At 42.6% G+C, this 24,751-nt stretch carries 21 protein-coding genes and 1 tRNA gene; 8 read left to right on the plus strand and 14 right to left on the minus strand.

Features of this window, described 5'->3' with window-relative positions; all coding sequences use genetic code 11:
* Nucleotides 1-13: 13 nt before the first annotated feature.
* The 3 genes from J2755_RS03885 to J2755_RS03895 are packed head-to-tail and all read left to right on the plus strand — an operon-like array spanning nt 14 to nt 2,263.
* Nucleotides 14-1,120 (plus strand): cell division protein FtsZ, encoded by a 1,107-nt coding sequence (locus J2755_RS03885; RefSeq protein ID WP_209680088.1) that lies wholly within the window; start codon nt 14-16, stop codon nt 1,118-1,120.
* Between the two features lie 13 nt (nt 1,121-1,133).
* Complete coding sequence (locus J2755_RS03890; RefSeq protein WP_209680091.1) at nt 1,134-1,814, plus strand: ABC transporter ATP-binding protein; 681 nt, start codon at nt 1,134-1,136, stop codon at nt 1,812-1,814.
* An 8-nt stretch (nt 1,815-1,822) separates the two neighbouring features.
* A complete protein-coding gene (locus J2755_RS03895; RefSeq protein ID WP_209680093.1) occupies nt 1,823-2,263 on the plus strand; it encodes a PPC domain-containing DNA-binding protein in 441 nt (146 codons plus the stop codon).
* 185 nt (nt 2,264-2,448) lie between these two features.
* On the opposite strand, the gene J2755_RS03900 is transcribed toward J2755_RS03895, so the two are convergent.
* The gene (locus tag J2755_RS03900; RefSeq protein ID WP_209680096.1) at nt 2,449-2,652 is read right to left on the minus strand and encodes a hypothetical protein; all 204 of its coding nucleotides are present in this window, start codon (nt 2,650-2,652) and stop codon (nt 2,449-2,451) included.
* Nucleotides 2,653-2,797: 145 nt separating this feature from the next.
* Here J2755_RS03900 and eno point away from each other — a divergent pair, with 145 nt between their 5' ends.
* Both eno and J2755_RS03910 read left to right on the plus strand, forming a co-directional pair.
* A complete protein-coding gene (gene eno / locus J2755_RS03905) occupies nt 2,798-4,075 on the plus strand; it encodes a phosphopyruvate hydratase (protein WP_209680099.1) in 1,278 nt (425 codons plus the stop codon).
* 14 nt (nt 4,076-4,089) lie between these two features.
* Entirely contained in the window at nt 4,090-5,259 is a 1,170-nt protein-coding gene (locus J2755_RS03910; RefSeq protein ID WP_209680102.1) for an ABC transporter permease, read from the plus strand.
* Here J2755_RS03910 and J2755_RS03915 read toward each other — a convergent pair whose 3' ends face one another.
* The 4 genes from J2755_RS03915 to J2755_RS03930 form a co-directional block, all read right to left on the minus strand.
* Entirely contained in the window at nt 5,260-8,010 is a 2,751-nt protein-coding gene (locus J2755_RS03915) for a DNA-directed DNA polymerase (protein ID WP_209680105.1), read from the minus strand. It lies immediately after the preceding gene.
* A gap of 145 nt (nt 8,011-8,155) precedes the next feature.
* A tRNA-Met gene (locus J2755_RS03920) sits at nt 8,156-8,268 on the minus strand.
* A gap of 71 nt (nt 8,269-8,339) precedes the next feature.
* Nucleotides 8,340-8,882 (minus strand): hypothetical protein, encoded by a 543-nt coding sequence (locus J2755_RS03925; RefSeq protein ID WP_209680108.1) that lies wholly within the window; start codon nt 8,880-8,882, stop codon nt 8,340-8,342.
* A 111-nt stretch (nt 8,883-8,993) separates the two neighbouring features.
* The gene (locus tag J2755_RS03930; RefSeq protein ID WP_209680122.1) at nt 8,994-10,976 is read right to left on the minus strand and encodes an S-layer protein domain-containing protein; all 1,983 of its coding nucleotides are present in this window, start codon (nt 10,974-10,976) and stop codon (nt 8,994-8,996) included.
* A gap of 527 nt (nt 10,977-11,503) precedes the next feature.
* On the opposite strand from J2755_RS03930, the gene J2755_RS03935 reads away from it, so the two are divergent.
* On the plus strand, nt 11,504-12,277 hold the full coding sequence (locus tag J2755_RS03935) for an ATPase domain-containing protein (protein ID WP_209680126.1): 774 nt from the start codon (nt 11,504-11,506) through the stop codon (nt 12,275-12,277).
* Between the two features lie 210 nt (nt 12,278-12,487).
* On the opposite strand, the gene J2755_RS03940 is transcribed toward J2755_RS03935, so the two are convergent.
* Nucleotides 12,488-15,175, minus strand: a complete 2,688-nt coding sequence (locus tag J2755_RS03940) for a cation-translocating P-type ATPase (protein ID WP_209680129.1) — start codon at nt 15,173-15,175, stop codon at nt 12,488-12,490.
* Between the two features lie 281 nt (nt 15,176-15,456).
* On the opposite strand from J2755_RS03940, the gene J2755_RS03945 reads away from it, so the two are divergent.
* Complete coding sequence (locus J2755_RS03945) at nt 15,457-17,202, plus strand: sensor histidine kinase (RefSeq protein WP_209680132.1); 1,746 nt, start codon at nt 15,457-15,459, stop codon at nt 17,200-17,202.
* Between the two features lie 11 nt (nt 17,203-17,213).
* On the opposite strand, the gene J2755_RS03950 is transcribed toward J2755_RS03945, so the two are convergent.
* Nucleotides 17,214-18,380: a cation:proton antiporter gene (locus J2755_RS03950; RefSeq protein ID WP_209680135.1), complete on the minus strand. Its 1,167-nt coding sequence runs from the start codon at nt 18,378-18,380 to the stop codon at nt 17,214-17,216.
* 2 nt (nt 18,381-18,382) lie between these two features.
* Nucleotides 18,383-18,880, minus strand: coding sequence for a CBS domain-containing protein (locus J2755_RS03955; protein ID WP_209680151.1), 498 nt, complete (start codon nt 18,878-18,880; stop codon nt 18,383-18,385).
* Nucleotides 18,881-19,028: 148 nt separating this feature from the next.
* On the opposite strand from J2755_RS03955, the gene J2755_RS03960 reads away from it, so the two are divergent.
* Nucleotides 19,029-19,769: a Bax inhibitor-1/YccA family protein gene (locus J2755_RS03960; protein WP_209680154.1), complete on the plus strand. Its 741-nt coding sequence runs from the start codon at nt 19,029-19,031 to the stop codon at nt 19,767-19,769.
* Between the two features lie 23 nt (nt 19,770-19,792).
* Here J2755_RS03960 and J2755_RS03965 read toward each other — a convergent pair whose 3' ends face one another.
* The 6 genes from J2755_RS03965 to J2755_RS03990 form a co-directional block, all read right to left on the minus strand.
* Nucleotides 19,793-21,100 (minus strand): energy-coupling factor ABC transporter ATP-binding protein, encoded by a 1,308-nt coding sequence (locus tag J2755_RS03965; RefSeq protein ID WP_209680157.1) that lies wholly within the window; start codon nt 21,098-21,100, stop codon nt 19,793-19,795.
* 4 nt (nt 21,101-21,104) lie between these two features.
* A complete protein-coding gene (gene cbiQ, locus J2755_RS03970) occupies nt 21,105-21,890 on the minus strand; it encodes a cobalt ECF transporter T component CbiQ (protein WP_209680160.1) in 786 nt (261 codons plus the stop codon).
* A 91-nt stretch (nt 21,891-21,981) separates the two neighbouring features.
* The gene (locus J2755_RS03975; RefSeq protein ID WP_209680162.1) at nt 21,982-22,269 is read right to left on the minus strand and encodes an energy-coupling factor ABC transporter substrate-binding protein; all 288 of its coding nucleotides are present in this window, start codon (nt 22,267-22,269) and stop codon (nt 21,982-21,984) included.
* On the minus strand, nt 22,266-22,961 hold the full coding sequence (locus J2755_RS03980) for an energy-coupling factor ABC transporter permease (protein WP_209680165.1): 696 nt from the start codon (nt 22,959-22,961) through the stop codon (nt 22,266-22,268). The genes J2755_RS03975 and J2755_RS03980 overlap by 4 nt, the downstream gene beginning before the upstream one ends.
* 186 nt (nt 22,962-23,147) lie before the next feature.
* Nucleotides 23,148-23,729, minus strand: coding sequence for a cobalt-precorrin-7 (C(5))-methyltransferase (locus tag J2755_RS03985; RefSeq protein ID WP_209680168.1), 582 nt, complete (start codon nt 23,727-23,729; stop codon nt 23,148-23,150).
* Entirely contained in the window at nt 23,726-24,745 is a 1,020-nt protein-coding gene (locus J2755_RS03990; protein WP_209680171.1) for a cobalt-precorrin-5B (C(1))-methyltransferase, read from the minus strand. Before J2755_RS03990 ends, J2755_RS03985 begins: the two co-directional genes overlap by 4 nt.
* Nucleotides 24,746-24,751 lie beyond the last annotated feature (6 nt).

Below are 24,751 nucleotides of genomic sequence, written 5' to 3' on the forward strand. Positions count from 1 at the left end.
TTGGAGGAATGGTTTGCTTAATATACTCATCATCGGAAATGGCCAGTGTGGCAATCGTATTCTGGATGCTGTCAATAAAGAGGCATTTGGTGGCAGCGGCAAACTCGCAAAATTCTACTCAAAACAGAATTACAAAAGTAATGTGCAAACACTTGCAATTAACACAGCTGTCAATGATCTCAAAGAGATGAAATACACAAAAGCAAAAGATCGTATCCATATTCCTCACTTGCATGGTGTTGGAGCCAACCGAAATGTTGGGAAAAAAGTTTTCGAGGAAAACAAAGCCCAGATTATGCGCAATGTCGATGAAAGAGGTAGTTTTGACGTTGGATTTGTTGTAACATCAGCATCCGGCGGAACAGGATCTTCTTTCACCCCTTCATTGGTAAAAGAGCTCAAAAAAGAGCATGATTTCCCTATCTATGCTGTTGTTGTATTACCATTCCGTGAAGAAGGAACCCTTTATCTCCAAAACGCTGCTTTTTGTCTCCGTGACATCAGGGAAAGCGGGGTTGACGGGATAATCCTTGCAGATAATCAGTACCTGAAACAGCTTGGAGGGGATGTACAATCCGCTTACGACGCTATTAACACCATGATTGCAAGAAGATTATTGTTCCTTCTTGATTCACTGGACAGTGAAATGATGATGGTTACCGATCTTGGTGACTTCAAGACCGTAATGAGCGGTGGGGCAGGCATTGCAACAATTGGTTACTATGAAGCAGATCACGAAATGCCCATAAAGTCAGTTATCCAGAAAGCCATTGCTCCATCAGGATTGCTGTTTAATACCGATGTGTACAACGAAGCCAGTCGTTCCATGGTGATAATTCGGGGAGATAAGACCTCTTTGAGCATCGAGGAAATTTCAGCGGAAGTCGAAAAGCTCTCTTCTGCGGTTGGCCATGTCTTTAAGGGCATTGTTGTGCGCAAGGGAGAACATCCACGTGTACTTGCCGTACTCACCCTTGAATCCGCGGCAGAGCTTGAGAATCTTTATGCAATAGCTGTGGATGCCATCCAGGAAGAAAAAGCTAAAAAAGAGCGTGTTGCTGAAGAGAAGGAACTCGACCGTGCATTTTCACAGATCGATGGACTTGAACCTCATTATTAAAAGTTGAAAGTACATGGATACTGACCAGATAATAACAATACGCGGACTTACAAAGATCTACAGTGACGGTGTAGAAGTACGTGCACTTGATGGCCTCGACATGAATGTTGCCAGTGGGGAATTCCTCGCTATTGTAGGACCATCCGGATCCGGGAAAAGCACGTTGCTGCATATGATTGGTATTCTGGACACCCCCACCAGCGGAACCGTTGTTATAGATGGCCAGGACGTCACACAGATGACTGAAATGCAAAGGTCACAGGCGAGAAATCGTCTCCTTGGATTTATTTTTCAGTACCACCATCTGCTTCCTGATTTTACTGCTCTTGAGAATGTGATGATGCCCATTCTGATTGCAGGCAAAAGGAGAGATGAAGCTGAAAAAGAAGCTATCTCCCTCCTGGGCCAGGTAAATCTTAGCGATCGTCTCCACCATTATCCAAACCAGCTTTCTGGTGGCCAGAACCAGCGAGTTGCAGTGGCAAGGGCGCTGGCAAACAGACCCAGAATTATTATTGGGGACGAACCCACAGGAAATCTGGATAGTCATTCAAGCGATATGGTCTATGAGTTGCTCCGAAAACTTAATCGGGAAATGGGCCAAACGTTTATTCTGGTTACACATGACGAAAATATGGCAAAAAAGACAGATCGTATAATAAGGATTGTTGATGGAAAAATTGTTGATTCCTGAGGTGGATTATGGATTATCAAGGCGGAAATATTGGACGGGTTTTTGTATTGAAAATGGATCATGGCGATAACATACTTGATGAAATCGAAACTTTTGCCAATGCGGAAAGCATCACTTCTGCTTTTATATTCATGCTGGGTGCCCTTTCAGAAGGAAATGTTGTTGTTGGGCCCGAGAAAAACCAGATGCCTCCAACTCCCATGTGGTTCCGATTTAGCGACGCGCATGAAATAATCGGAGTGGGAAATATTTTCAAAGAAAATGGGAAACCAAGAATTCATCTTCATGCTGCTCTTGGAAGAGACGGAAATACCAATACCGGCTGCATACGAGAGAAGAACGAAGCGTTCATGGTTACTGAAATCCTGGTTCTTGAAGTTGATGGATTGGAAGCTGAACGTGTCCATGATGAAGAGCGCGGATTCTCACCAATTTGCTTTAGAAAATAAGAAAAGACACAAGGTTACTGCATTTCCTTTAGTCTTTTTATTGTCCTTTTTTTCTCACGGAAATCATTTGTTAGTTTATTTTCATGGCACTCTATGTATTTCCTCAGTGGGACAGAAAGACGATAAAATTTAGCCGGGCGGCCGCGCTCACGCGTACTCTTCTCATCCCAGCTGTCAATTATTCCCTACTCATTCAAAGGACGCATTGCTACACTCACTTCAGGTTGGTGGAGGCCAGCCACTTTTTCAATCTCCCGTGAAGTACGAGGTTCACCGTCAAGTAAACTAACAATAGAAAGTGATTCAATCCTCGAGATTCCTAATGTCTGAAGAAGTGAGGCAATTTCATCCGTGTTGCCGCAGGTAAAGGTGGTTGAAGCACTTGCCATAATCCAATCATTATACTTTGTGCTTTATATAATTTATTATTATATTGTTCTTTTGATAGTATTTGCTTCCGATTCCTTTGCTAAAGGGAAATATATTATACAGAGAAATCCTATTCATTCTCATATATCCCATAGGGTGAATAACATGAGCTACATCGGAGAGGAAAGCAGATTCAGGATCGAGAAAATCCACGCCAGGGAAATCCTGGATTCTCGGGGTAATCCGACTGTGGAAGTAGATGTGTACACAAACTCAGGTTTTGGGAGAGCAAGTGTGCCATCCGGTGCGTCTACCGGAAGTAACGAAGCCCTTGAATTAAGGGACAAGGAAGATGATCGTTACAACGGAAAAGGTGTTCTTGATGCTGTTGATAATGTCAATACCACCATTGCCAGCGAACTGATGGGCATGGACATCAGAAACCAGCGAGAAATTGATGGTTTGATGATAGCTCTTGATGGTACGGAAAACAAGATGACATTTGGAGCAAATGCAATTCTCGGAGTATCCATGGCCGTTGCGAGGGCAGCAGCTGATTCACTGAATGTGCCTTTATACCGATATCTTGGTGGAACAAATGCATTTACGCTCCCTGTTCCCACAATGAATGTCCTCAATGGTGGAAAGCATGCTGGCAATGAACTTGCAATTCAGGAATTTATGATCCAGCCAAAAGAAGCAGATACCTACTCCAATGCGGTTCGTATGGGAAGCGAAACATATCAGGCTCTGGGAAAAATTCTTGAAGATAAATACGGCGCTTCCGCTACAAATGTTGGGTATGAAGGCGGCTATGCACCACCTATTGATCAGACAACTGATGCACTTGATGCACTTGTTAGTGCAATTGAGGAAGCCGGTTACACAGAGTCGGAAATTACCATCGGACTTGACGCTGCTGCATCAGAGTTCTTTGATGGTGAAAACTATGCAATCGACGGGAATCTCCTGACGCCAGAAGAGCTTACCGATTTCTATGTCGAACTTATTGAAACCTATCCTATTCTTTCAATCGAGGATCCTTTCCATGAGGAATCTTTTGAGGATTTTGCTAACCTCACAAATGAGGCATGGGACACCATTATTGTGGGAGATGACCTTTTCGTAACCAACGTCTCACGTCTTGCAAAGGGAATCGAAATGGAAGCTGCAAATGCCCTTCTCCTGAAAGTCAACCAGATCGGAACGCTTTCGGAGGCTTTCGATGCTGCAAACCTTGCAAGTCGAAGTGGTTACAGTGTAGTAGTAAGTCACAGGTCGGCAGAGACCGAAGACGACACCATTGCCGACATTTCAGTTGCGCTTGGCGCCGATCTTATCAAGACCGGAGCTCCTGCAAGAGGAGAAAGAACTGCTAAGTACAACCAACTGCTCAGAATAGAGGAAGATCTCGGCGACGCTGCAAGATACGTACACCTCTGAAAAAGAGAAAACTAATGTATGAATTCAGGATAGCTAGGCGGCATATTTTCTCTAAAAGGAGAAATGCTGCCTTTTCGGTTATTGCAGTAGCACTTGCAATAACAGTAATAGTAGTCCTGATGTCACTTATGTCCGGGTTTCAGGCAGATCTTATTGACAAAACCGTTGAAAATTCTCCCCACATTACTATTTCTCCTGAAGAAGACGAGGATTTTGTCCACTTATACAATCACTATACAAAAACCATAGAGGATTTTCCCAAAGTGGTTGTAGCATCCCCTTTTCTTTCAGGACAGGTTGCCATTACATACAGGGATGATTCAGCCGGGGCGAATATTTATGGAGTGATTCCGGAAGCTGAAAACGAAGTCCTGAATCTTGAAGAGGACATGGTCGAAGGGAGCTTTCTTGCGCTATCCAGAACAAATTCCGGCGTAGTGCTGGGGGACAATCTGGCAGCAAAACTTGGAGCTTCCACAGGAGATCGAGTGGATATTACTGTTCCCGGATATATTGATGCATCTCTGCAGGTTATTGGTATAATCAACACAGGAACTGCTCTGGATGAAAGTCTGGCGTATACGAAACTACCCCTACTTCAGGATCTAGCTGATGCAGACGGTGTTGTAAGTGGAATTTCCGTGCGAGTGTCTGATCCATATATCGCCGATGATGTTGCAAAAAATATTGAAAACGAGATTGGTCTTGAAGCAACAAGCTGGATTGAAAACAACAGTGAATTGCTTGAGCTTCTCAACACACAACTTGCTGTTACATGGATATACTATTTGCTGATTTACATGACAGCCGGTTTCGGTATTGCCAATGCACTCATCAACATTGTCATGGAAAAGAAAAGTGAAATTGGAATGCTAATGGCAATGGGAGCTTCAAAAAGAAGTATTACCTTGATATTTGTTATCGAATCTTCTATCCTTGGGGGAGTTGGCCTAATCCTAGGAATACTTCTGGGATACCTGTCCATACTTCTAATCGGATCATACGAAATTGTTTTGCCGGAATCGGAATTCTATTTTGGTCTGGAAACTTTGCCGTTAAAAGTTGATTTGCGTAACTTTGTTTACGCTACATCATTTGCATTTGTCATCAATCTTCTTGCAGGCATATATCCTGCACGGAAAGCATCAAATCTTGATCCCGTAGAAGCAATCGAGGGAATTTAATTAGAAGTCAAAAAGGGAACTCTGGTTCCTGGATGCATCGGGTTGGGATTTATCCTCACGCTCATGGTTTTTAGTTATGAAATTGTCACTTGCTTCCGGAGTATTTGTAAAATCAAAGAGACCTTTCTGTTTTGAATCGTGATCAAGGGTTGCAATATCCACTCCGAATACTCCCAGAATACGCTCCACAGGAGGAAGCATCTGCTTCTGGATGTAGTAATCAACATCCAGTGGGATATTATTTTCTTTAACGTATTCAGGATCTTCAGCCCGCTCCACAAAGAGACCTTTTCCTGCAATAATTACAAAAGGAATTCTTTCTCCAATTGTGGGCCGTATGCCCGTGCGACGCTCAAGCTTTTCAACAACAGTAAGATGTGGCTGCCTGTTCTTGTAACTGGAAGGACTCTTGGAAAATGTTTTCGTTAAAACCAGTTCGTCCATGATTTCCGCATCATGCTGAACATCAACATTCCTAACCCTGTCAACAGTTTTCCGGACGTGTTCCACCGCTTTCTGTATGTCACCTTCCTTAAGCACATATTCCAAGACCTGATTGAGCATATGTGAAGTAAGCTCACACCAATCCCTCCTGACAGTCTCAAGTCCCTTTACTTTGATTTTATCTTTCCAACCTTGTGGAGCGGGCTCAAAAAGCCATTGTGCATAGCGTTTCTTGGCAACAAGGAGCACACGTCTGGCAAGGGCTTCAAACTCAAGCTCCATAGGATCAGGGAGTGAATCAGTCACTATTGCTGCCACTTTTTTACCCACAAGCTCGGAATCCTCCCGGCTGAATTCCTCTTCGGTGAATTCCCTACCTTCAGAAGACATACAATGGACAAATACACTATCTGTATCACCATAAACTACGGATAGATCAACAAGTCTGTCGGTAGGAGTGATTGAAACTTCATCTTTCAGAAAAGCTTGTCCATCCCTCAAAATTACTGTCCCTATTTTATCGCATACGATTTTCTCAGTTCTGGAAATATTTTCCCTGCCTATTGCAGTAACTGAACCTGCCATTTCCAGACTATAGAGCCTTGCCCTTGCATATCCTGAATAACCGTAAAAACTGTTAAGTAAGATCTTCAGAGCAAGCTGGGTAGCATCCAGCACACGGTATTCATTATCATCCGTGGCTTTTTTCATCTGCCTTTTAGTCTCACTTCTCTGATCCAGCAGATTTTCCAGAACTGCAGGTACGATTCCCTTGTAAATATTCGGTTTTACAAAGCGTGCACCTGTGGGAGAAGAAATTACATCCCCATCATTGTATTCTCCATCCTCAAGTACAGTAGTATAGCACAAATTGTGCGCCATGATGATAGTTGGATAAAGGGACTTGTAATCAAGAACAAGGACATTTTCATGGAGACCTTTTTTGGGTTCCAGTACAGCCCCACCTTTCAGGTTTTCATTCAAACGGCGCCGATCCGCTGAAGTCCTGTCATCGGGCTTGGAAGACATCACCCTTCCCTGTTTACCGAATTCCGTGAGTAGCAACTGCTCAACCATATTGGTCTGGCCGCCACTGACAACATCCTGTATAATGGTACCACTAACCTGTGACAATGCAATATATTTGTCAAGAAGCTTCAATTCAAGAACGAGTTCGAGTGCCAGCTCTGAATCACGTCTTGCATAATCCACAAATTTCCTTAACTTTTCCCCGTCGTCGTTCCAGTGTTCTTCCATCTCACCTGCAGAAACATCCAGTTTTTCCCTTCCGAGCAATTCCTGCGAAACATTACGCAATGTGTAGCGTTTTAGGCTGAATTGCTGTCTTATGATGGGCAATGCGTCCACAACCACACGACCTGGGATGGAAACCATGGTTTGTGTCCCGATTTTGCGATAGGAAAGATATCTGCGATCCCTGCCTACTGCAGAGTCGATGTTGTGTCCACTGTTGTTCAGAACCTTCACTCTGTCAACTATATAGGGTACATCAAATCCATTACAGTTGTATCCGGTAACGATGTCGGGATCATATTCCCTTAATATTTCAAAAAAACGTTTGAGAAGAGTTGGCTCATCAGCACATGCCTCCACATCATCGTCCATCCCATCCGCAGGTTTTGCCATCAGAACAATTGTTTCTTTTCCCTTAAAAACCGGATTAAAAGACATGCTTACCATGATGACCGGAGATCTGTCCGGAGTCGGCATATTACCATCTTCGGGGAGACATTCGATGTCAAAAGCAAAATACCTTAGATCCGATGGTGCCTTGCGGTCGGTTTCCTCCACTTCCGAGAGTTCCAGAATCTCATCACATGCATAACCTGATAAGTTAATTTTCTTTCCCTTTCCCTGAAGCCAGCGCATTCCGTGAAAATCATTATCGATAAGGTATCTTGTCCTGAACAGAATATCCGCTTCATAAACCGCCTTTACACCGTTCATATTGGCAATATCATCCCTGATTTCAGGAACATTTCCCGGCTCATGGGTGAACACCTTGAGCATTGGTTTCATCGTTTTCTGGTAGCCAACCGGTTCAAATCGTTGCACTACTTCTACTCTTTTCACCTGGGAAAAACTGTCCTGCAATTCATGTGAAAAAAGCTCCAGATCATTTTCAGTATTAACGTAGAAATAAGGTTCAATTCCGGGGACATGACAACAGATACTCTTCCCTTCTTCTGTTCTCCCAAAAAGCCTGATTACAGGACCGGAATCCTGCCGGAAATAATCTGCATCTATTAACTGGAAACGTCTGTCTTCAATTGATGTCCTGGACATAGCACAACCCACTTTTATCTGAAACCACCGCTCAGTAAGGCCACCTTTCCTATGTTTTTACTTGTATATATGTCCATTTCCCAAAAAAGTGGCAAAGCTCATAATTGTGCAAAGAATACCTTAAATGGAAAAAGGAATAGGAAAATGCCCGGAGCGTGACTCGAACACGCGACCTCCAGATGTCTCAGGAGACATGGGAGCACCCATTCAGTTATTACCCTATGAGTCTGGCGCCCCAACCAACTAGGCTACCCGGGCAGGTAGCATCTAGAAAGTACATTTTCCTATTAAAGCATATCGGTTAAAAAAAGAATGGGGAGAAGCTTCGGTCAGTATCCGGTAGCTTCTGCAAATTCTTTGAGCGTGGAAGGATCTGAAGTTGCCCCTCTTATGTGGAAAACAAAATTGTCACTGTTCCACACGTAGGCGTAACGTTCCGCATCTGCTCCATTTTCTGTTACATACCAGACAATACGAGTTACAAAGTGATTATTTATTGATTGTTCAATGAACCTGTTCCCCATTGTCATAGGTGGAAAAGTCGCCTTGTAAGTGTTTACAAGGTTTTCAGCTTCATTTTCTGAAGAAGCTTCAATCACAGTTATCAGCACATCAAATTCTTCACTTTCATAAATCCCCTGATGGGCTTCAACGAAATGAGATTCATTGCAGCAACCATCAAGGACTTTGTCTGCTGAAAGTTCCCTTGCACCAAGGTATTCAAATCCTGCAGGAATTTCTTCAAGTACAACCATGTCCGAAACGGTCATCTCACCAGTTTCATCTTCACCAGCATTCGGATCAGTACATCCGGATATTGCCAGCATCACAAGTGTAAACGATAACAATAGTGCAATAATTTTTGATTTCATGGAATTGCCTCAAGAAAGGAAGTATTCAAAATCGTATTTAAATTTAATCAGAAAAGCAAGCCAAAAAAGAAAAGAGTTAGAAGGGATTATTCCCTTCTAATTAAGTTACGCTTAGTTTCTCCTCACGAGGTATGCAACTGCGAGAAGTCCACCGATTGCAAGAACTGCTTCAAAGCCTGGTGTGTCAGCATCTGGCTCGTCAACTGGTTCTTCTTCTTCAGGCATGTCTTCTTCAGGCATGTCTTCTTCAGGCATGTCCTCAGTTACGTTGTCTTCAGGCATGTCTTCTTCAGGCATGTCTTCTTCAGGCATGTCTTCTTCGTCGTCTTCTTCGTCAGCTTCGTCGCCTTCGATGGTTACTTCCTGCATCAAGTAGAACCTGTCAGGACCTTCTGAACCTTTGAAGAAGATTCCGTCCATGATTTCGAGTGTATCGTCATCTGGTACATCGATATCATTGTCTTCGTCTGTGGACATTTCAATGACGCCACCAGTAAGGGAGTCGACAACGAGCTCTCCGTATTCATCGTCTGTTTCGATAATCAGACCATCGTCAGAAATCTGGAAGATACCTTCGACAACACAAAGACTGTCAACCTGACCCTGGAACACTTCATCAACGTGTACCATCAGAGTAACAATATCTTCAGAGTCAAGAATATCCTGCTCGTAGAACCAAGTCTTGTTTGCCTGAGTTGCATCAGCGGTGGAGATAATCTTGTCATCAAGGAAATCACCATCTTTGGTAAGCTCAAGCCATACCTTGTTACCATCAACATCAATCTGCTGTGGAGTGATTGCGTAGCCCTCACCGAGTTCCAGTGTCTCACCAGTTCTCAGGGTGTAACTCTCATCATCATCCATGAGAATCTTGGAAAGCTGTGCAACATCATCGTCAACTACGAAATATTCCTCTGCCATGAATCCAATCTTAGCGAATTCATAATCTGCAGTGGTAGTTGTGTTTGCTGTGAATCCGAACTCAGTAGTCTGGCCGGTTATCATGGTAGCATTGTAGGTAAGGTTGTTACCATCAATAGCACCATCTGTGTCAAATATAGCTGTCAGGTTTTCTGATGCATCACCAGTGTCAAGGTCAAGCCAGAAGCCGGCAAAACTAGTTGCATCCCAGGTCATGGTACCTGCAGTAATTTCGACAACTTCACCGCGGATTTCATGGGTACCTGGCTCAGTGATTAACTGCATCAAATAGAACCTGTCAGGACCTTCTGAACCTTTGAAGAAGATTCCGTCCATGATTTCGAGAGTGTCATCATCGGGTACATCAAGGTCATTGTCTTCGTCTGTGGACATTTCAATGACGCCACCAGTAAGGGAGTCGACAACGAGCTCTCCGTATTCATCGTCTGTTTCGATAATCAGACCATCGTCAGAAATCTGGAAGATACCTTCGACAACACAAAGACTGTCAACCTGACCCTGGAACACTTCATCAACGTGTACCATCAGAGTAACAATATCTTCAGAGTCAAGAATATCCTGCTCGTAGAACCAAGTCTTGTTTGCCTGAGTTGCATCAGCGGTGGAGATAATCTTGTCATCAAGGAAATCACCATCTTTGGTAAGCTCAAGCCATACCTTGTTACCATCAACATCAATCTGCTGTGGAGTGATTGCGTAGCCCTCACCGAGTTCCAGTGTCTCACCAGTTCTCAGGGTGTAACTCTCATCATCATCCATGAGAATCTTGGAAAGCTGTGCAACATCATCGTCAACTACGAAATATTCCTCTGCCATGAATCCAATCTTAGCGAATTCATAATCTGCAGTGGTAGTTGTGTTTGCTGTGAATCCGAACTCAGTAGTCTGGCCGGTTATCATGGTAGCATTGTAGGTAAGGTTGTTACCATCAATTGCACCATCTGTGTCAAATATTACAGTCAGGTTTTCTGATGCATCACCAGTGTCAAGGTCAAGCCAGAAGCCGGCAAAATTAGTTGCATCCCAGGTCATGGTACCTGCAGTAATTTCGACAACTTCACCGCGGATTTCGACAGAATCTGTTGCGCTTACTGCGCCAACACTTGCCAAAACCATTAAAGCGGCTACTGCGAATGTCAGTAATTTCTTCATTATTTTCCTCCGTTCTAATTTATAGTAGGTCAAGGTAATAAGCGATTATTAGAGTGAACATAACCAATAGATGTCCAATCATCCTTCATCAAAGGACAATACGTCCATTGACGAAAGTCAACTCATCACCCTCTAATCCCGTCATATTGGTTAGCAACTGTGTAATAAGACAATTGCCTTTTAAATCTTTTGTGGTCTCATGGCCAAAAAATCGCTCTTTTTGATAGTGAATATCGACATTTGCAACGTCATATGCCGAAGACTTTCTGCATTGATTAAATAGTTCAACGCTAATTTACCATGAAATCTTCACATATTGTCGATGTTCATATTTCCCTCAAGAAATAAATTTAATACTCATTTTGTCTTTGGAACAAGAACACTTAATCCCCTATTGATATTTTGTTTTTTAGTTCAATACATTTATATGTAAGTCTTTCCATAAGGTCACTACGAAATAAATTTAATGCTTTCAATATATTAAGCAGTATAAGACTGTATACGATCACGAGGAGTGCGATTATAAAATGTTTAACGGTTCAGAGGAAATATCAATGGAAGATGCCGCAAACAGGGTAAAAACCGGTATTCCTGGTTTTGACGAGCTTTGCGGAGGGGGCCTCATCCGGGATAGGACATACCTCGTTTCAGGCACATCCGGTGCCGGAAAAACCATCTTTTCTATCCAGTTCATTTATAACGGTATTGTAAATCACGGTGAAAACGGAATTATTGTTGCAACAGAGGAACGTCCCGAGCAGATCAGGGAAAACATGCTCAACTTTGGCTGGGATCTTCAAGCCCTTGAAGATGAAGGTAAACTAGCCATTATTGATGCATGTTCCACAAAAATAGGAATTCCATCCCAGGAGAAATATGTGGATGTAAGACCTTTTGATACTCGCTCCATGATGGACCAGATTATTGCAACTCAGGAAGAAATTGATGCAAAAAGGGCATTAGTGGATTCTACAACATCAATCAGCTTTTACCTTCATGATCCTGCAAGGATAAGAGTGGAGCTCCTCAAGCTTAGCACCACTCTGGAAATTATCGGGTTAACATCTATGATGACCTGTGAGATAATTGATGAATCAAAGCCCTCCAGATTCGGGGTTGAGAATTTCGTCACTGATGGTACTTTCGCACTTTACTACGACAGACGTGACAATGTCCGCTCCCGGAGTGTAGAAATCTACAAAATGAGAGGATCTGATCACAGTAAGAAAGTACACCCTTACGATATTGAAAAGGAAGGTTTCGTAATTCATCCACACGAAGAAGTTTACACTAGCTTCTAAAAATCATAAAAAATGATTATATATCTGGATGGGTTTCTTCGTTGCCGCATTCTACACATTTATAAATAGCCAGACTGCGGCCAAATTTATCATAACGTTTAATCGGGGGATACATCCAGCGATTCATTCTCCCTTCGCATACGGAACACCTGTAGTTCATTCAAACCTCCTCATTAAATATATATGATTGTTGACAATATAATTCTTCCGTTAGCTAATGCTGTAACCCTTTTTGAATATAATCACTTTTAGAGCCTCTATCCCGACAAGAACCCCAAAGGCTACTGAAACCGGCACAATCCAGCCAGCTAAACCCAGGGGAACCAATTCGAAAATTGATGCGAAGAAGGGTATGTACATAACCCCCATTGTCAACAAGAAAGCGCTTACCACTCCTACAATCATCAACGGATTGTCTCTAAGACCCGTATTAAGTATTGGATTTTTGAGAGACCTGAATGCAAAGGGAACAAAAAGGATCATGCTCACAATTGCTGCAAACGTCACTGTCCTTGCATATATAAGATTATTGAAAGGATCTGCGTGAAGATACACTCCAAAACACGATAAACCCATAAACATCGCCACAATAACTACGAATGCAAGCCTGCTGCCACCAAGTATTTTTTCACCTATGGGACGCGGCTTACGTCTCATAACATCTTCTTTTGCAGGATCGAGACCTAAAGCTATTGCTGGCATTATTTCATCAAACATGTTGATGAAAAGAATTTGCAAAGCAAGGAGAGGAACGAGATCGAATCCCAGGATGGAGATTCCCAACAGGATCAGGATTAATTCTGTGAAATTGCGGGATACGAGATATGAAGTAAATTTTTCAATGTTCTCATAAATAGCTCTTCCCTGTTTCACTGCCTCAACAATTGTACTGAAATCATCATCCTGAAGCACCATAACACTGGATTCCCGGGCTACATCCGTTCCTTTTTTCCCCATTGAAACCCCAATGTCAGCGGTTTTAAGGGCAGGTGCATCATTAACACCATCACCTGTCATCGCTACAACATGCCCTTTGTTTTTAAGAGCTTTTACAATTCTCAGTTTCTGTTTTGGCATCACCCTTGCATAGACGGAAATATGCTCCACAACCTGCTGGAATTCAGAATCATCAAGATATTCCAGTTCTTCACCGGTAATGACTCCGTCACTAACAATCTTTTCAATCCCCTCTTCTAACAATGCTGGATCGTGGGAATAATCTGTTTTGATTCCAACTCTTGATGCAATAGCTTTGGCAGTTTTCCCATTGTCTCCAGTGATCATTATTACTTTAATTCCTGCTTCCCTGCATAACGAGACGGCTTTTGGAACTTCTGCACGGACCGGATCTATCATTGCCATAAGACCCACAAAAACAAGATCGGTTTCAATCTCTTCTCCTGTTTTGTTTCCATGAATATCCCTGAAAGCAACCGCCAACACACGATACGCATCATTTGCCATGCGATCATTTTCAGAAAGAATCCTGTTTTTGTCAGTTGAATTAATTGTTCTTAATTCACCGTTTTCCAAAATTTGGGAGCATTTGTCCAGAACGATGGAACATGCACCCTTGGTATATGCGATTTTAGAACCTTTAGAACGATGAATGGTGGTCATCATTTTTCTTTCTGAGGTGAATACTATCTCATCGATTCTTTCGAAATCCAGATCCAGTTTTTCCTTTGAGAAACCAGCCTTTAATGCAGCGGTCAATAGTGCAACTTCCGTAGGATCACCGGCTGATTGCCAGGCACCGTTACTTTCCACCAGACCCGAATTATTGCACAATGCAGATATCTGTAGCAGAAACCGTATATCTGGATAATTTTCCAAATCTGCAGCATTTCCATCTACCAAAAAAGTTCCTTCAGGCACATAACCCGAACCCGTAACTTCAACTATCTGTCCATCAACAAAGAGGCACTCTACAGTCATTTCGTTTTGTGTCAGGGTTCCGGTTTTATCAGTGCAAATAACACTTGTGGACCCTAACGATTCAACTGCAAGCATTTTCCTTATTATGGCATTATTTTCCGCCATCTTGCGCATTCCATGTGCAAGAGTAATAGTAATAATAAGGGGCAAACCTGATGGTACAGAAGCAACTGCCAGAGCAAGGGCTATAACAAGCATTTCCCCGATGGGTGCTCCGATTGTCACGCCCAGAAGAAAAGAAAAAGTTGATGCTGAGAGGGCTATTGCTGCAAGTACCTTTGCAAGATTTGAAATGCTTTTCTGTAATGGTGTCTCTTCCTCGGATTCCTGTATCAAGCCCGCTATTTTTCCAAGCTCGGTGTTCATACCAGTTGAAATAACAACAGCCTTACATTTTCCCCCCACTGCCTGGGTTCCGGCAAAAATAAGATCATTAACATCTTTTTCAACTGGAACACTTTCACCTGTAAGAGAAGATTCGTCAACCCTGAATCCGTTAAGCTCAAAAATACATGAATCAGCTGGTATATTGTCCCCGTTTTCCAGATCAAGGACGTCACCCGGTACAACTTCTCTTGTCTGCACGTCCGTCAAAATCCCGTCCCTGACAACACGCGTTGTCGGCATCATGATGTTTCGAAGGGATTCCATTGCTTTTTCCGCGCGATATTCCTGCACGAATCCAAGGATCAGGACAAAAACGATAATTGAATTAATTACCCAGAAATTGATGACTTCATCTATGTAATAGGAGATCAAAGCCGCAGCCGCCAGCACCCAGATGATAAAATTGCCCAATTGGCGGTAAAAAACCTTAATGGGAGTGATTTTTTGTTTCTCTTCGAGTTCATTAAGCCCGTAAACGGAAAGTCTTTTTTTTGCTTCTCTGGCAGAAATACCGTCAGTTGAACTGGAGTACTCATCAAAATATTCATTAAAGTCTTTTTTGACCCCCGCCATCGACTACCGCCACATCCTATTATGAAAACTAACCATTTTAAGCCTTGCTTGAGATGCCCTTGCAGAGGCGAACGATTGCTTTTAACTTGTGCCAACTGAATTAATATTATTTGTCCTTAATATTATAGCTTAACCTTTATATCGTATTAAGGAAAAACGCTGATCTATCAGATATTGAAAGCCCATGTCGTGGCAATCTGAGTTGGGGTAAACGGGGTATAAAAACGCAGCCTATAAAGAAATTATTAATTGTAGCTGGCGATGAATTCGCAGCTAACCAGATGAAGCATTGTTTGCAATTGACTGATACCATCATTGAGACAACATACTCTTACGAAGAATCTAAGCTGGTTCTTGATAGCAATCCTGATGGTATAATGTTAGTTGTAGATGATTCTAAAAAGAACCAGAGTGCTATTTGCTCAGAATTAGAAGACGCCGGGTTTCCCGTAATGCATGTAAAATCAGGAACCATTGACATAAAGTCTCTTAATGAAAGAACCCGGGAACTTTTGATGAGAAAGCAATGTGACAAGGAACTTCTCACACAAAAACACGTTCTTGAGAAGCAAATCAAGGATAAGGAGAATAAGTTCCAGCATCTTTTTAATAGCCTCAGCGATGCAGTATTCATTCACGATCTGGAAGGAAATTTCCTTGAAGTTAATGACATAGCATGCAACAGATATGGATATTCAAGGGACGAATTTTTACAAATGAACAAAAAAGATATCGATGCCCTCGAATATGCAAAAATGATAGGTCTCAAGATTGAGATGGTGTTGATAAAAGGAACTGCTCTCTTTGAAATTGTTCAGAGAACAAAAACAGGAAAAAAGTTTCCTGTAGAACTCAGCAGCAGGGTCATCGAATATGAAGGTAAAACTGGAATTCTGTCCATTGCCCGTGACATCAGTCAGAGAAAACTATCCGAAGCAGAGCTATTCCAGGAAAGACAGCAAAAGTTGACAATTCTTGACTCACTTAGTGAAACTGTACTTTACCTTGACAGAAACTTAACAATTAAATGGGCAAACCCACATGCCAAGGAAATATTTTCAAGTGAAATTATAGGAAAGCAATGCTGTGAAGTGCTACATAAAAAAACAAACATTCCCGACGACTGTCCTGCAAAAATAGCTTTAGAAACAGGAAAAAAGCAACATCTGGAAATCAAGACCTCAGAGGGTAAATACTGGAATATTCGTGCCAATCCGGTGGTCGATCAGGAAAAAAACATCGTTGGAATAGTTACTTCCATTCTTGATATTACAGAGCTGAAGCAAACCGAGGAAGATTTACTCCAATATCAACGTGATCTGGAAAAAATGGTCTATGAAAGGACAACAGAACTCGAAGAATCAAACCAGCTAAAAGATATTTTCCTGGATATCTTACACCACGACTTGTTGAATCCTGCAGGCGTCATCAAGGGTTACTCACATTTGCTTGCACGAACAGAAACAGATTCAAAGAAAAAGGAAGAAGAGTTGCGTATTGAGGAACAGTCCAAGAAAATAATTGAAATAATTGATAACGCCTCAAAACTTTCAAAACTACGTTCCTCCAAAGACCTCGAACTTCAGGAAGCCGACCTCTGCATGTTCCTGAAAAAGACTGTGGATAATTTCAAGGAGCAACTTGCAAGTAAAAATATGCATGTAGAAGGCGAGCTTCCGGAAAATTGCACATCCCTTGTAAACCCCATCATTGAGGAAGTATTCGCTAACCTGATATCCAATGCTATCAAGTATAGTCCCGAAGGTTCCACGATAAAAACTTCAATTGTAAGCAGCGAAAACAATTGGGAAGTCAGGATTACGGATTCAGGTGAAGGAATACCGGATTCTGAAAAGGAGAATGTTTTCCATCGTTTTGAACGGATTAACAAGGGAAGTGTGAAAGGCATAGGGCTTGGACTGGCAATTGTGAAGCGAATCGTTGAGCTCCACGGAGGAGATGTGGGAGTTCGTGACAATCCGGAAGGGAAGGGCAGTGAATTCTGGTTCCACCTTTCAAAAGCCTGATGATTTAACCTTTAAGAAACATAATCTTGCCCCTGTTTTTTTCTTATAAGAGTTTTCAGCAAGATTGGTGATATGAATATTGATACCGCAACCATGACCACGACTGCAGAAAAAACCTCATCGGTTATCAGTCCAAGATTTTTCCCGATGGAAATGACCACAAGTTCAACACCGGCCCTTGGCATCATCCCGGCCCCAAAAATCAGGCTTTCGTGATTTCCAAAACCGATTACTTTTGCTCCGGCAAACCCACCAATCAATTTACCAAGCAATGCGAGAACTACGACAAGGAAGGCAAAGAGTCCCACTCCACCAAGTACTGAAAAGTTTACGGAAAGACCAATAAAAGCAAAGAAAATAGGAACAAAGATTCCATAAGCAACACCTGAAACCTTGCTTTGCACATCCTCTATCTTTGCAATCGGGATATTAGAAATCAATACTCCTCCGATAAAGGCACCGATTACTGCATGAAGCTGGAACAATTCCGCGAGGTATGCTGAAAAAAGGGCAACCATTACAACCGTCCCAAACACTGATTCTTTGACATGCATCCTGTGAACATAATCAAAAATAGCAGGGAATACGTAACGTCCGAGAATACCCATTATCAAAACAAAGAAGACCAATTTTGCTGTAAGTACTAAAAGCTGGATTCCGGAAGGGAACTGATTGTACTGTGCCATGGTTACAACAACTGAAAGCAGGAAAATCCCGATGATGTCATCGAATATGGCAGAAGTCAGCATCATTGAACCCGGCCGGCTTGAAAGGTAATCCATGTCAATCAGGGTTTTTACAATGACCCCAATGCTTGTGGGACTAAAAGCAACAGCCAGAAACATGCTTTCTACAAATCCAAACCCAAAGTATACACCTAGTCCAAATCCAAAGATAAAGGCCGTACCAATCTGGAAAAGGGTTGCAATGAAAGCACTTCCTGATGAAGCTCTCAGATCCTGCAAATGTACTTCCTTATACCCGGCTGTAAAAAGAAGGAAAATTGCCCCTAATTCAGCTAAAGAAGTCAGGATTTCCGTCTCTGAAAGAAGAGCAAAGCCCAATAGAATACCGGCCAGCACTTCACCAAGAATGGAAGGCATTCCTATACGTTCAAAACACTCACCCAGTAATTTGGCTACCAGAAGAATTAGAAGTATATGAAGAAGAAATTCCATCCTCAAAGACCTCTGAGTTCGTAAACCTTCTTGATAACATCTGCCTTGCAAATGATACCAACAAGATTGCCATCATCAACCACACAAAAGCGATCCATTTTGTGTTTTATCATCAAATCCGCAGCATCACACAGGGATGTATCGGACGGGACTGTAACCGGGTGGGACACCATTATGCCTCTCGCATCATCGCTGGATGATTTTACCGCCATGAGATGGGTATGATCAAGTCTTGGAGTCCTGTTGACAAGCAGGAGCTGCAAAATGAGATTTTGATCCACAACGCCGATAAAGGACCCCTTATCATCAACAACTGGGTACGTGTGAAAATGATAATTATTGAATAACTCAAATATATTCTCCACAGATTCCCCTTCGTGGATTGAGACGGGGTCTCTGGTCATGACATCCCGTACAGATACCTGTGAACATGCAACTCGGAATTTTGCTGATGGATTATCTGGATCCTTAAAGATTTCATCACTCTGCGCCGGGCACATAAAGATTCCCCCTAAAATATCTGCTTTTATTGTACAAGAAGCATTTGATTAATACAAAAGTACATGGCAAAAAAATATATGACCTCATAAAACCATGGAGTATCGGGTAATTCTTACACAATCTATTGTATAATTCTGGAGATAAGTTATGAGAACAGCTAATCCTGCTTTGAGCGATAAAGTCTTTCAGGGATACACTACAGCTACTGAGAAAATGACTTTGTCGGGAACAGTGAATAAATCTCTAATTCTAATCTTTATTGTCTTCATGGCCGGAGCCTTTACATGGGATCTGGTATTCCCGGAAGGTCAAAACGCCCTTCCTTTAATTCCAATCTGGCTATACGCAACGATTTTCGGCGCTCTTATAGTTGCAGTCATTCTTGTTCTGAAAAAAGAACTTGCACCTTACCTCGCTCCAGCATATGCGATCCTTGAAGGTTGTGCCCTGGGAATTATTTCGGCATTCTTTGAGATCACTTATCCGGGAATTGTAGTGGATGCCATTACCGGAACAGTTGGAGTATTTGTTGCCCTGCTGCTGGTTTACAAGAGCGGATTCATTAAAGTCACGGAAAATTTCAAACTTGGTGTAGTGGCTGCAACAGGAGGTATTTTCCTCATATACCTGGTGGATATTGTGATGGGATTTTTCGGGAACTCAATCAGCTTCATCCACGAAGGTTCGTTGATTGGCATTGGGTTTTCTGTTATCGTGATAATAATTGCAGCCCTCAACCTGGTACTGGATTTTGACTTCATTGAAAGAGGTGTAGAAAGAGGTGCACCCAAATTCATGGAATGGTACGCAGCATTTGGTTTACTGGTAACCATCGTCTGGCTTTACATTGAAATGCTGAGACTGCTGGCAAAAACGAGAAGCCGGTAAAAAGAATAAATTCGGAAAAAAGATCATTGTGGATTTGCAACAGATACGCTGATTGCAATTCCACTTCTGTCTACATACTCATTGATACGATTCAACGAGTGGGGAATCATCCCGCCGTTTGTCAGTATCATACATCTTTTGCCGCACAATGCCATGAGAATAGCCCTGTCAATGACACCCGAAGAAATATCCACGGCAATAGAATTCTGTTCTGCAAGGGTTTTGCTGCGCTTACCCATGGCTCCGATTACGTCAATTCCGTCGTTCTGTATAAATTCGTCAAAGGCTTTGGAATCAAATCCATCCATATCGTAAATTGTAATCCCGCCAGCCTTGAACCCATGTCTTGTGAGTTCAACGATTGCCTTTCCTTCGGGATGAATGTGTAAGACCTTTCCATTTACAGCTTCGTAAGGAGATTCAAGGGCATAGTCACCGTAAAGGATTCCAAGGTTAAGTTCATCCCCTTCCTGTGTCTCCGGGGGAACATCCACCCACATCAAATCAGGTGGTTTGAGTGCGTTTACAATATCAGGTACTGTCCGGGGATTCCGCTGTGAATGTGCAAGATTCCGCCTTTCTATCTCACGATAAATATCGAAAGTGACCGGAAGGCGCAAATGAGATTTCCGGAGTAATTCATGATCCCTGAAAACCTCCGAGGGTTTACCTTCCCCTATAATCTCACCTTTCACAAGGAAGAAAACATAATCTGCCCACTTGTAGGCAAGATCGACATCATGAGTCGAAATGATAAGGGTTGTTCCCATATGGTTGAGTTCATTTAGAATATCCATTAATTCATCAGCACCAACCGGGTCCAGATTTGCGAGAGGTTCATCCAGAATGACAACTTCTGGTTCCATTGCCACAACACCGGCAATTGCAACCCTTTTCTTCTGTCCTCCACTCAAATGGTGAGGAGGCCTGTCTTTGAGTTCCTCAATACCGAAGTAGCCCAGCATTTCATTGACTTTTGCCTCGACAATTTTATTGCTGTGACCGAGATTGGAAGGACCAAAAGCAATATCCTGGTAAACCGTGGGAGCAAAAATCTGATCATCTGAATTCTGGAAAATTATGCCCACTTTCTGGCGTATTTCCTTAAGGGATTTGGAATCGTATTGAACCTCTTTTCCATCAAAGAGAATATTGCCCTCTGTAGGTTTCAGGGTGCCGTTGAGAAGAAGGAAAAGGGTTGATTTACCTGAACCGTTTTGCCCGACAAAAGCTATCTTTTTTCCTTTCATCAGTTTGATGTCAAGGCCCTTAATCGCCTTTGTTCCATCAGGATATGAGAATTTAAGACCCTGTGTTTCGAGTATTGTCATTTATTTACCACCGTCCTCCTACCCCATTGGAAATATACCACACAGCCACAATTACGGATACATAGCAAAGCGTCAAAAGAGCTTCCGAGGCCTTTAAAGGCCTTGTCTCTTCATAGAAGGCCATTTTTCCGTCGTAGCATCTTGCATTCATTGAAACAAATATTTTCTCACCCTGCTCCCATGATCTCAAAAAAAGGGTCGATGCGAGCATGGCAAGGGAATTAAGTGAAGTTCTCAGATCCTTGTAGCCAAGGCGAACAGTCTGGGCATATTTGATGCTCAATGCAACTTCCAGGAAAACAAAGATGTAACGGTACATCATCATGGAAACTTCGATAAACGAATCCGGAAGTCTTGATTTTTTGAGCACTGCGAAGAGCTCAACCATAGGTGTTGTCAATGCGAGGAAGAACAAACATGTCATTCCACCAAGTGTTCTGGAGAAAACAAGAAAGGCCATTTCAAGCCCTTCTATATTGATTCCCACTCTGTAGCTGAATATATCAAAACCAAAGAGTTCCCGTCCTCCTCCAAAGAAAAAGGCGATGATAATTACGCTGAGAATTACAAAAGAAGCCGGAGCTGACAGCATTTTCAAGTAATCTTTCAAAGGCATCTTAGCGATTAAGACCGTTGCAACTCCCATGCATAAAGCTATCAAAAAAGGAACTACAGGTGAAGTTGATGATACGCCCATGAGAATTCCGAAAAATACCAGTCCTATCTTAAGCCAATTATTTGTATGGCGCAAAGGACTCATGAGAGCATAATCATCCAGCATTTTTGTCATGATATCAGCTTGAGATGTTTTTTGTGCTTCTTTGGAAGCACCCTATTAATATGTAACGTTAAAAAAGGAAAAAAATAGAAAAATGAAAAGGTCATTGTTGAGACTGACCTTTTCCCCTGTAGTAACCGAAGAAATAACCGATTACTACAGCACCGATTGCTGCCTGAAGAGCAAAGAGCAAGCTTTCAGTTTCACCGCCTGGTGGCTCGAAACCGAGGTTGCCAATCCAGGGCTCATAATCAGGGTTTACTTCTGCAATAACATCCTCGGCTGCACCATCTGCACCACCGAATTCGGATCCGGGGTTTAATGCCATTCCATAGAAGAAAGAAGCAATAAAAAGAAGGGCTAGAGCTCCAAAGATCAGTTCACCTTTCATGCTACTACACCTCTTAGTTTCTCAACCGTCTCAGCTGTTATCACTTTTAGTTCCACAAGTGCATCACTCTTGACCTGAACGATGTACTTGAATACAAGTGCGGTGAGCGCTCCTTCCATAATTGCCAGAGGCACCTGTGTGGTGGCGAAAATCGCTGCAAATGCCTGGAACGAGGCCATCGATCCCCCGACCTCCGCCGGGAAGGCTAAAGCAAGCTGTATCGATGTTACCACATACGTTGCCCAGTCAGCAAAGGCAGTTGCAAGGAAAACTACGACATAGAAGTTCATATTGGCTTTCATTCCTGCCTTGTAAATCACGTAAGCAACCACAGGACCGATGATACCCATTGAAGCCACATTGGCACCAAGAGTTGTAAATCCACCATGTGCAAGGAAGAGAGACTGGTAGAGCAATACAATTGTACCGAGTACGGCAGTTATTGCCGGACCGAAAAGAATTGCAGCCATTCCTGTTCCTGTTGGATGGGAAGAACTACCGGTAACTGATGGGAGTTTCAGTGAAGATAATACAAAGATAAATGCACCTGCAACCGCCAGAAGAGGCAGAAGTTCGCGTCTTTCACTGATGAGTTTGTTCATTCTGTACATACCAAAGAATATTACCGGGATGGAGATTGCAAACCAGATCTGCCACCACGGGCCGGGTAAAAAACCTTCAAATATATGCATACAAGCATTCCTCTATAATAACAATTTTACTTTATTGAAATAAAGACTGGTTGGATTGCAAATATGAAATTATTGTATATATAGGTTGTCCTTTAATCAACTAAAGTTTAGTTTTTTTCTTGAAATGCTTTGTTGATAGTGAATATCTGAAAAAATCAGAAGAAAAGAAAACAATATTTGTAGTTTTTAAAAAACAACTACAACACAATGAAGAGAGGTTTTCGCTACCGGTGGAACATTTACAGTTCCCTGGGCAATACGCTCTTCGGGATATCCGAAATTCTCGCACACGTAAATGCTGGCTTCAATTCCCTTGTCTTTCAGGATTTCAGCAACTTCGGTTGATCCGAATGTGTCGGCAGGAAGAAGGAAAATGTTTTTTCCCAGATTGATTTGCTCAAGAAACTCTTTCTTTGCAGGGGCAGGGTCCCTTCCATGGGCCGTTATGATTGCAAGTCCTGCCATATTAGCGCCCGTTTTTGCACATGCAACCTGAATTGAAGAAATACCCGGAATTATTTTGTCGCCTTCACCGGCAAACTTTCCCAATCCCGAAAACATCGGGTCACCTGTGGAAAGTACAACAGCGTCCTTTGGGAGAAGGTGTAGGTTTTTGTAGTCCTTTATTTTCTGCCCTTCCCCATTGATGTACTTGGATGCAAGCTCAAGTGACCTTGGAGAACCATAAACCTCGGAAGCGTTGCTTATGGCTTCAATAGCTTCCTCGGTAAGCATGTTCGGGCCTACGCCTACACCCACAATGATCATTCGAAGTCCTCACTATCCATCAGGACTGTTCCATCTCTATCAACGACAACAACACGTGCACCGTTTGCTTTTTCAACGGTTTTCCTGAATGCAGCCTTGAGATGTTCTCCGTCTGGTTCGGTTTCAACCATTTCAGAAACAGTAGCAAAGCCCGTGTCTTTGAGGATTTCAGGATCTCCCCATTTAAGAACAAGTCCCGGCAATCCGCATATTACTGCTTCACCGGTTACAGCTTCCAGGCCTTCAGAAATCCGACTACCTGCAAGTACAACAGTGTAATCAGGGAACAGCATTGTGGAATAGCGAATGCCGATACGCCCCGTTGTAAGTACAACTTTTGGAGAGGAGCTTATTAGCTCACTTTTCATCTCTCCAAGATGATCGTTCCATGGCTCCACAAAACCGGTAGTTCCGAGAATTGAAATGCCACCCTCAACACCAATTGTGGAATTTAATGTTTGTTTTCCGATTTCTTTACCTTTAGGGAGGGATATTTCCACTTCTGCTCCGGAAAGACCAAGTTCCTCGACGGCTTCCTCAACGGCAGCCCTGATCTGTGCCAGAGGTTTAGGATTAATTGCAGGGAAACCTTTCTTCACCTGCAAGCCACCTCTTGTGACAATTCCCACACCTTCACCGGCAGTTATCAAAATAGTATCAGAAGGTTTTGCCTGACCTACAAATTCAAGGCCCCTTGTTATATCTGTTTCATGATCGTTCTGTATCTTGGCAACCTTTGCATAGCCATCCTTTGCCTCAATCACAGTGAAATTTGCACGTACACCTGAGGGAGTAGGTACAGAAAAATCGGAAACTTCTTTCCCGAGAGAAAGAACGGCAGCCTTGGCTGCTGCAGCAGCTGTTGTTCCTGTCGTATATCCACGTTTTAGTACAGAACCATCACTCAATAAAACAAGCATACCATTTTTGATGCCTTCTTCCAGCTCATCTCTTGGTAAACTGGATTTGGCCATCCATTCTTCGGGGATTTTTGATTTGTTCACGGGGTCGATCATTGTCAT

Source organism: Methanohalophilus levihalophilus (assembly GCF_017874375.1).
In the GTDB taxonomy this organism is placed as follows: domain Archaea; phylum Halobacteriota; class Methanosarcinia; order Methanosarcinales; family Methanosarcinaceae; genus Methanohalophilus; species Methanohalophilus levihalophilus.

What these genes read in the sequence shown, in the direction of transcription:
- J2755_RS03910 (WP_209680102.1), top strand. Translation starts at nt 4,090, where the DNA reads ATGTATGAATTCAGGATAGCTAGGCGGCATATTTTCTCTAAAAGGAGA.
- J2755_RS03890 (WP_209680091.1), top strand. Translation starts at nt 1,134, where the DNA reads ATGGATACTGACCAGATAATAACAATACGCGGACTTACAAAGATCTAC.
- J2755_RS03980 (WP_209680165.1), bottom strand. Translation starts at nt 22,961, where the DNA reads ATGCATATATTTGAAGGTTTTTTACCCGGCCCGTGGTGGCAGATCTGG.
- J2755_RS03975 (WP_209680162.1), bottom strand. Translation starts at nt 22,269, where the DNA reads ATGAAAGGTGAACTGATCTTTGGAGCTCTAGCCCTTCTTTTTATTGCT.
- J2755_RS03930 (WP_209680122.1), bottom strand. Translation starts at nt 10,976, where the DNA reads ATGAAGAAATTACTGACATTCGCAGTAGCCGCTTTAATGGTTTTGGCA.
- J2755_RS03955 (WP_209680151.1), bottom strand. Translation starts at nt 18,880, where the DNA reads ATGTGCCCGGCGCAGAGTGATGAAATCTTTAAGGATCCAGATAATCCA.
- cbiQ (WP_209680160.1), bottom strand. Translation starts at nt 21,890, where the DNA reads ATGACAAAAATGCTGGATGATTATGCTCTCATGAGTCCTTTGCGCCAT.
- J2755_RS03965 (WP_209680157.1), bottom strand. Translation starts at nt 21,100, where the DNA reads ATGACAATACTCGAAACACAGGGTCTTAAATTCTCATATCCTGATGGA.
- J2755_RS03940 (WP_209680129.1), bottom strand. Translation starts at nt 15,175, where the DNA reads ATGGCGGGGGTCAAAAAAGACTTTAATGAATATTTTGATGAGTACTCC.
- J2755_RS03900 (WP_209680096.1), bottom strand. Translation starts at nt 2,652, where the DNA reads ATGGCAAGTGCTTCAACCACCTTTACCTGCGGCAACACGGATGAAATT.
- J2755_RS03985 (WP_209680168.1), bottom strand. Translation starts at nt 23,729, where the DNA reads ATGATCATTGTGGGTGTAGGCGTAGGCCCGAACATGCTTACCGAGGAA.
- J2755_RS03915 (WP_209680105.1), bottom strand. Translation starts at nt 8,010, where the DNA reads ATGTCCAGGACATCAATTGAAGACAGACGTTTCCAGTTAATAGATGCA.
- J2755_RS03935 (WP_209680126.1), top strand. Translation starts at nt 11,504, where the DNA reads ATGTTTAACGGTTCAGAGGAAATATCAATGGAAGATGCCGCAAACAGG.
- J2755_RS03960 (WP_209680154.1), top strand. Translation starts at nt 19,029, where the DNA reads ATGAGAACAGCTAATCCTGCTTTGAGCGATAAAGTCTTTCAGGGATAC.
- J2755_RS03945 (WP_209680132.1), top strand. Translation starts at nt 15,457, where the DNA reads ATGAAGCATTGTTTGCAATTGACTGATACCATCATTGAGACAACATAC.
- J2755_RS03895 (WP_209680093.1), top strand. Translation starts at nt 1,823, where the DNA reads ATGGATTATCAAGGCGGAAATATTGGACGGGTTTTTGTATTGAAAATG.
- J2755_RS03925 (WP_209680108.1), bottom strand. Translation starts at nt 8,882, where the DNA reads ATGAAATCAAAAATTATTGCACTATTGTTATCGTTTACACTTGTGATG.
- eno (WP_209680099.1), top strand. Translation starts at nt 2,798, where the DNA reads ATGAGCTACATCGGAGAGGAAAGCAGATTCAGGATCGAGAAAATCCAC.
- J2755_RS03990 (WP_209680171.1), bottom strand. Translation starts at nt 24,745, where the DNA reads ATGATCGACCCCGTGAACAAATCAAAAATCCCCGAAGAATGGATGGCC.
- J2755_RS03950 (WP_209680135.1), bottom strand. Translation starts at nt 18,380, where the DNA reads ATGGAATTTCTTCTTCATATACTTCTAATTCTTCTGGTAGCCAAATTA.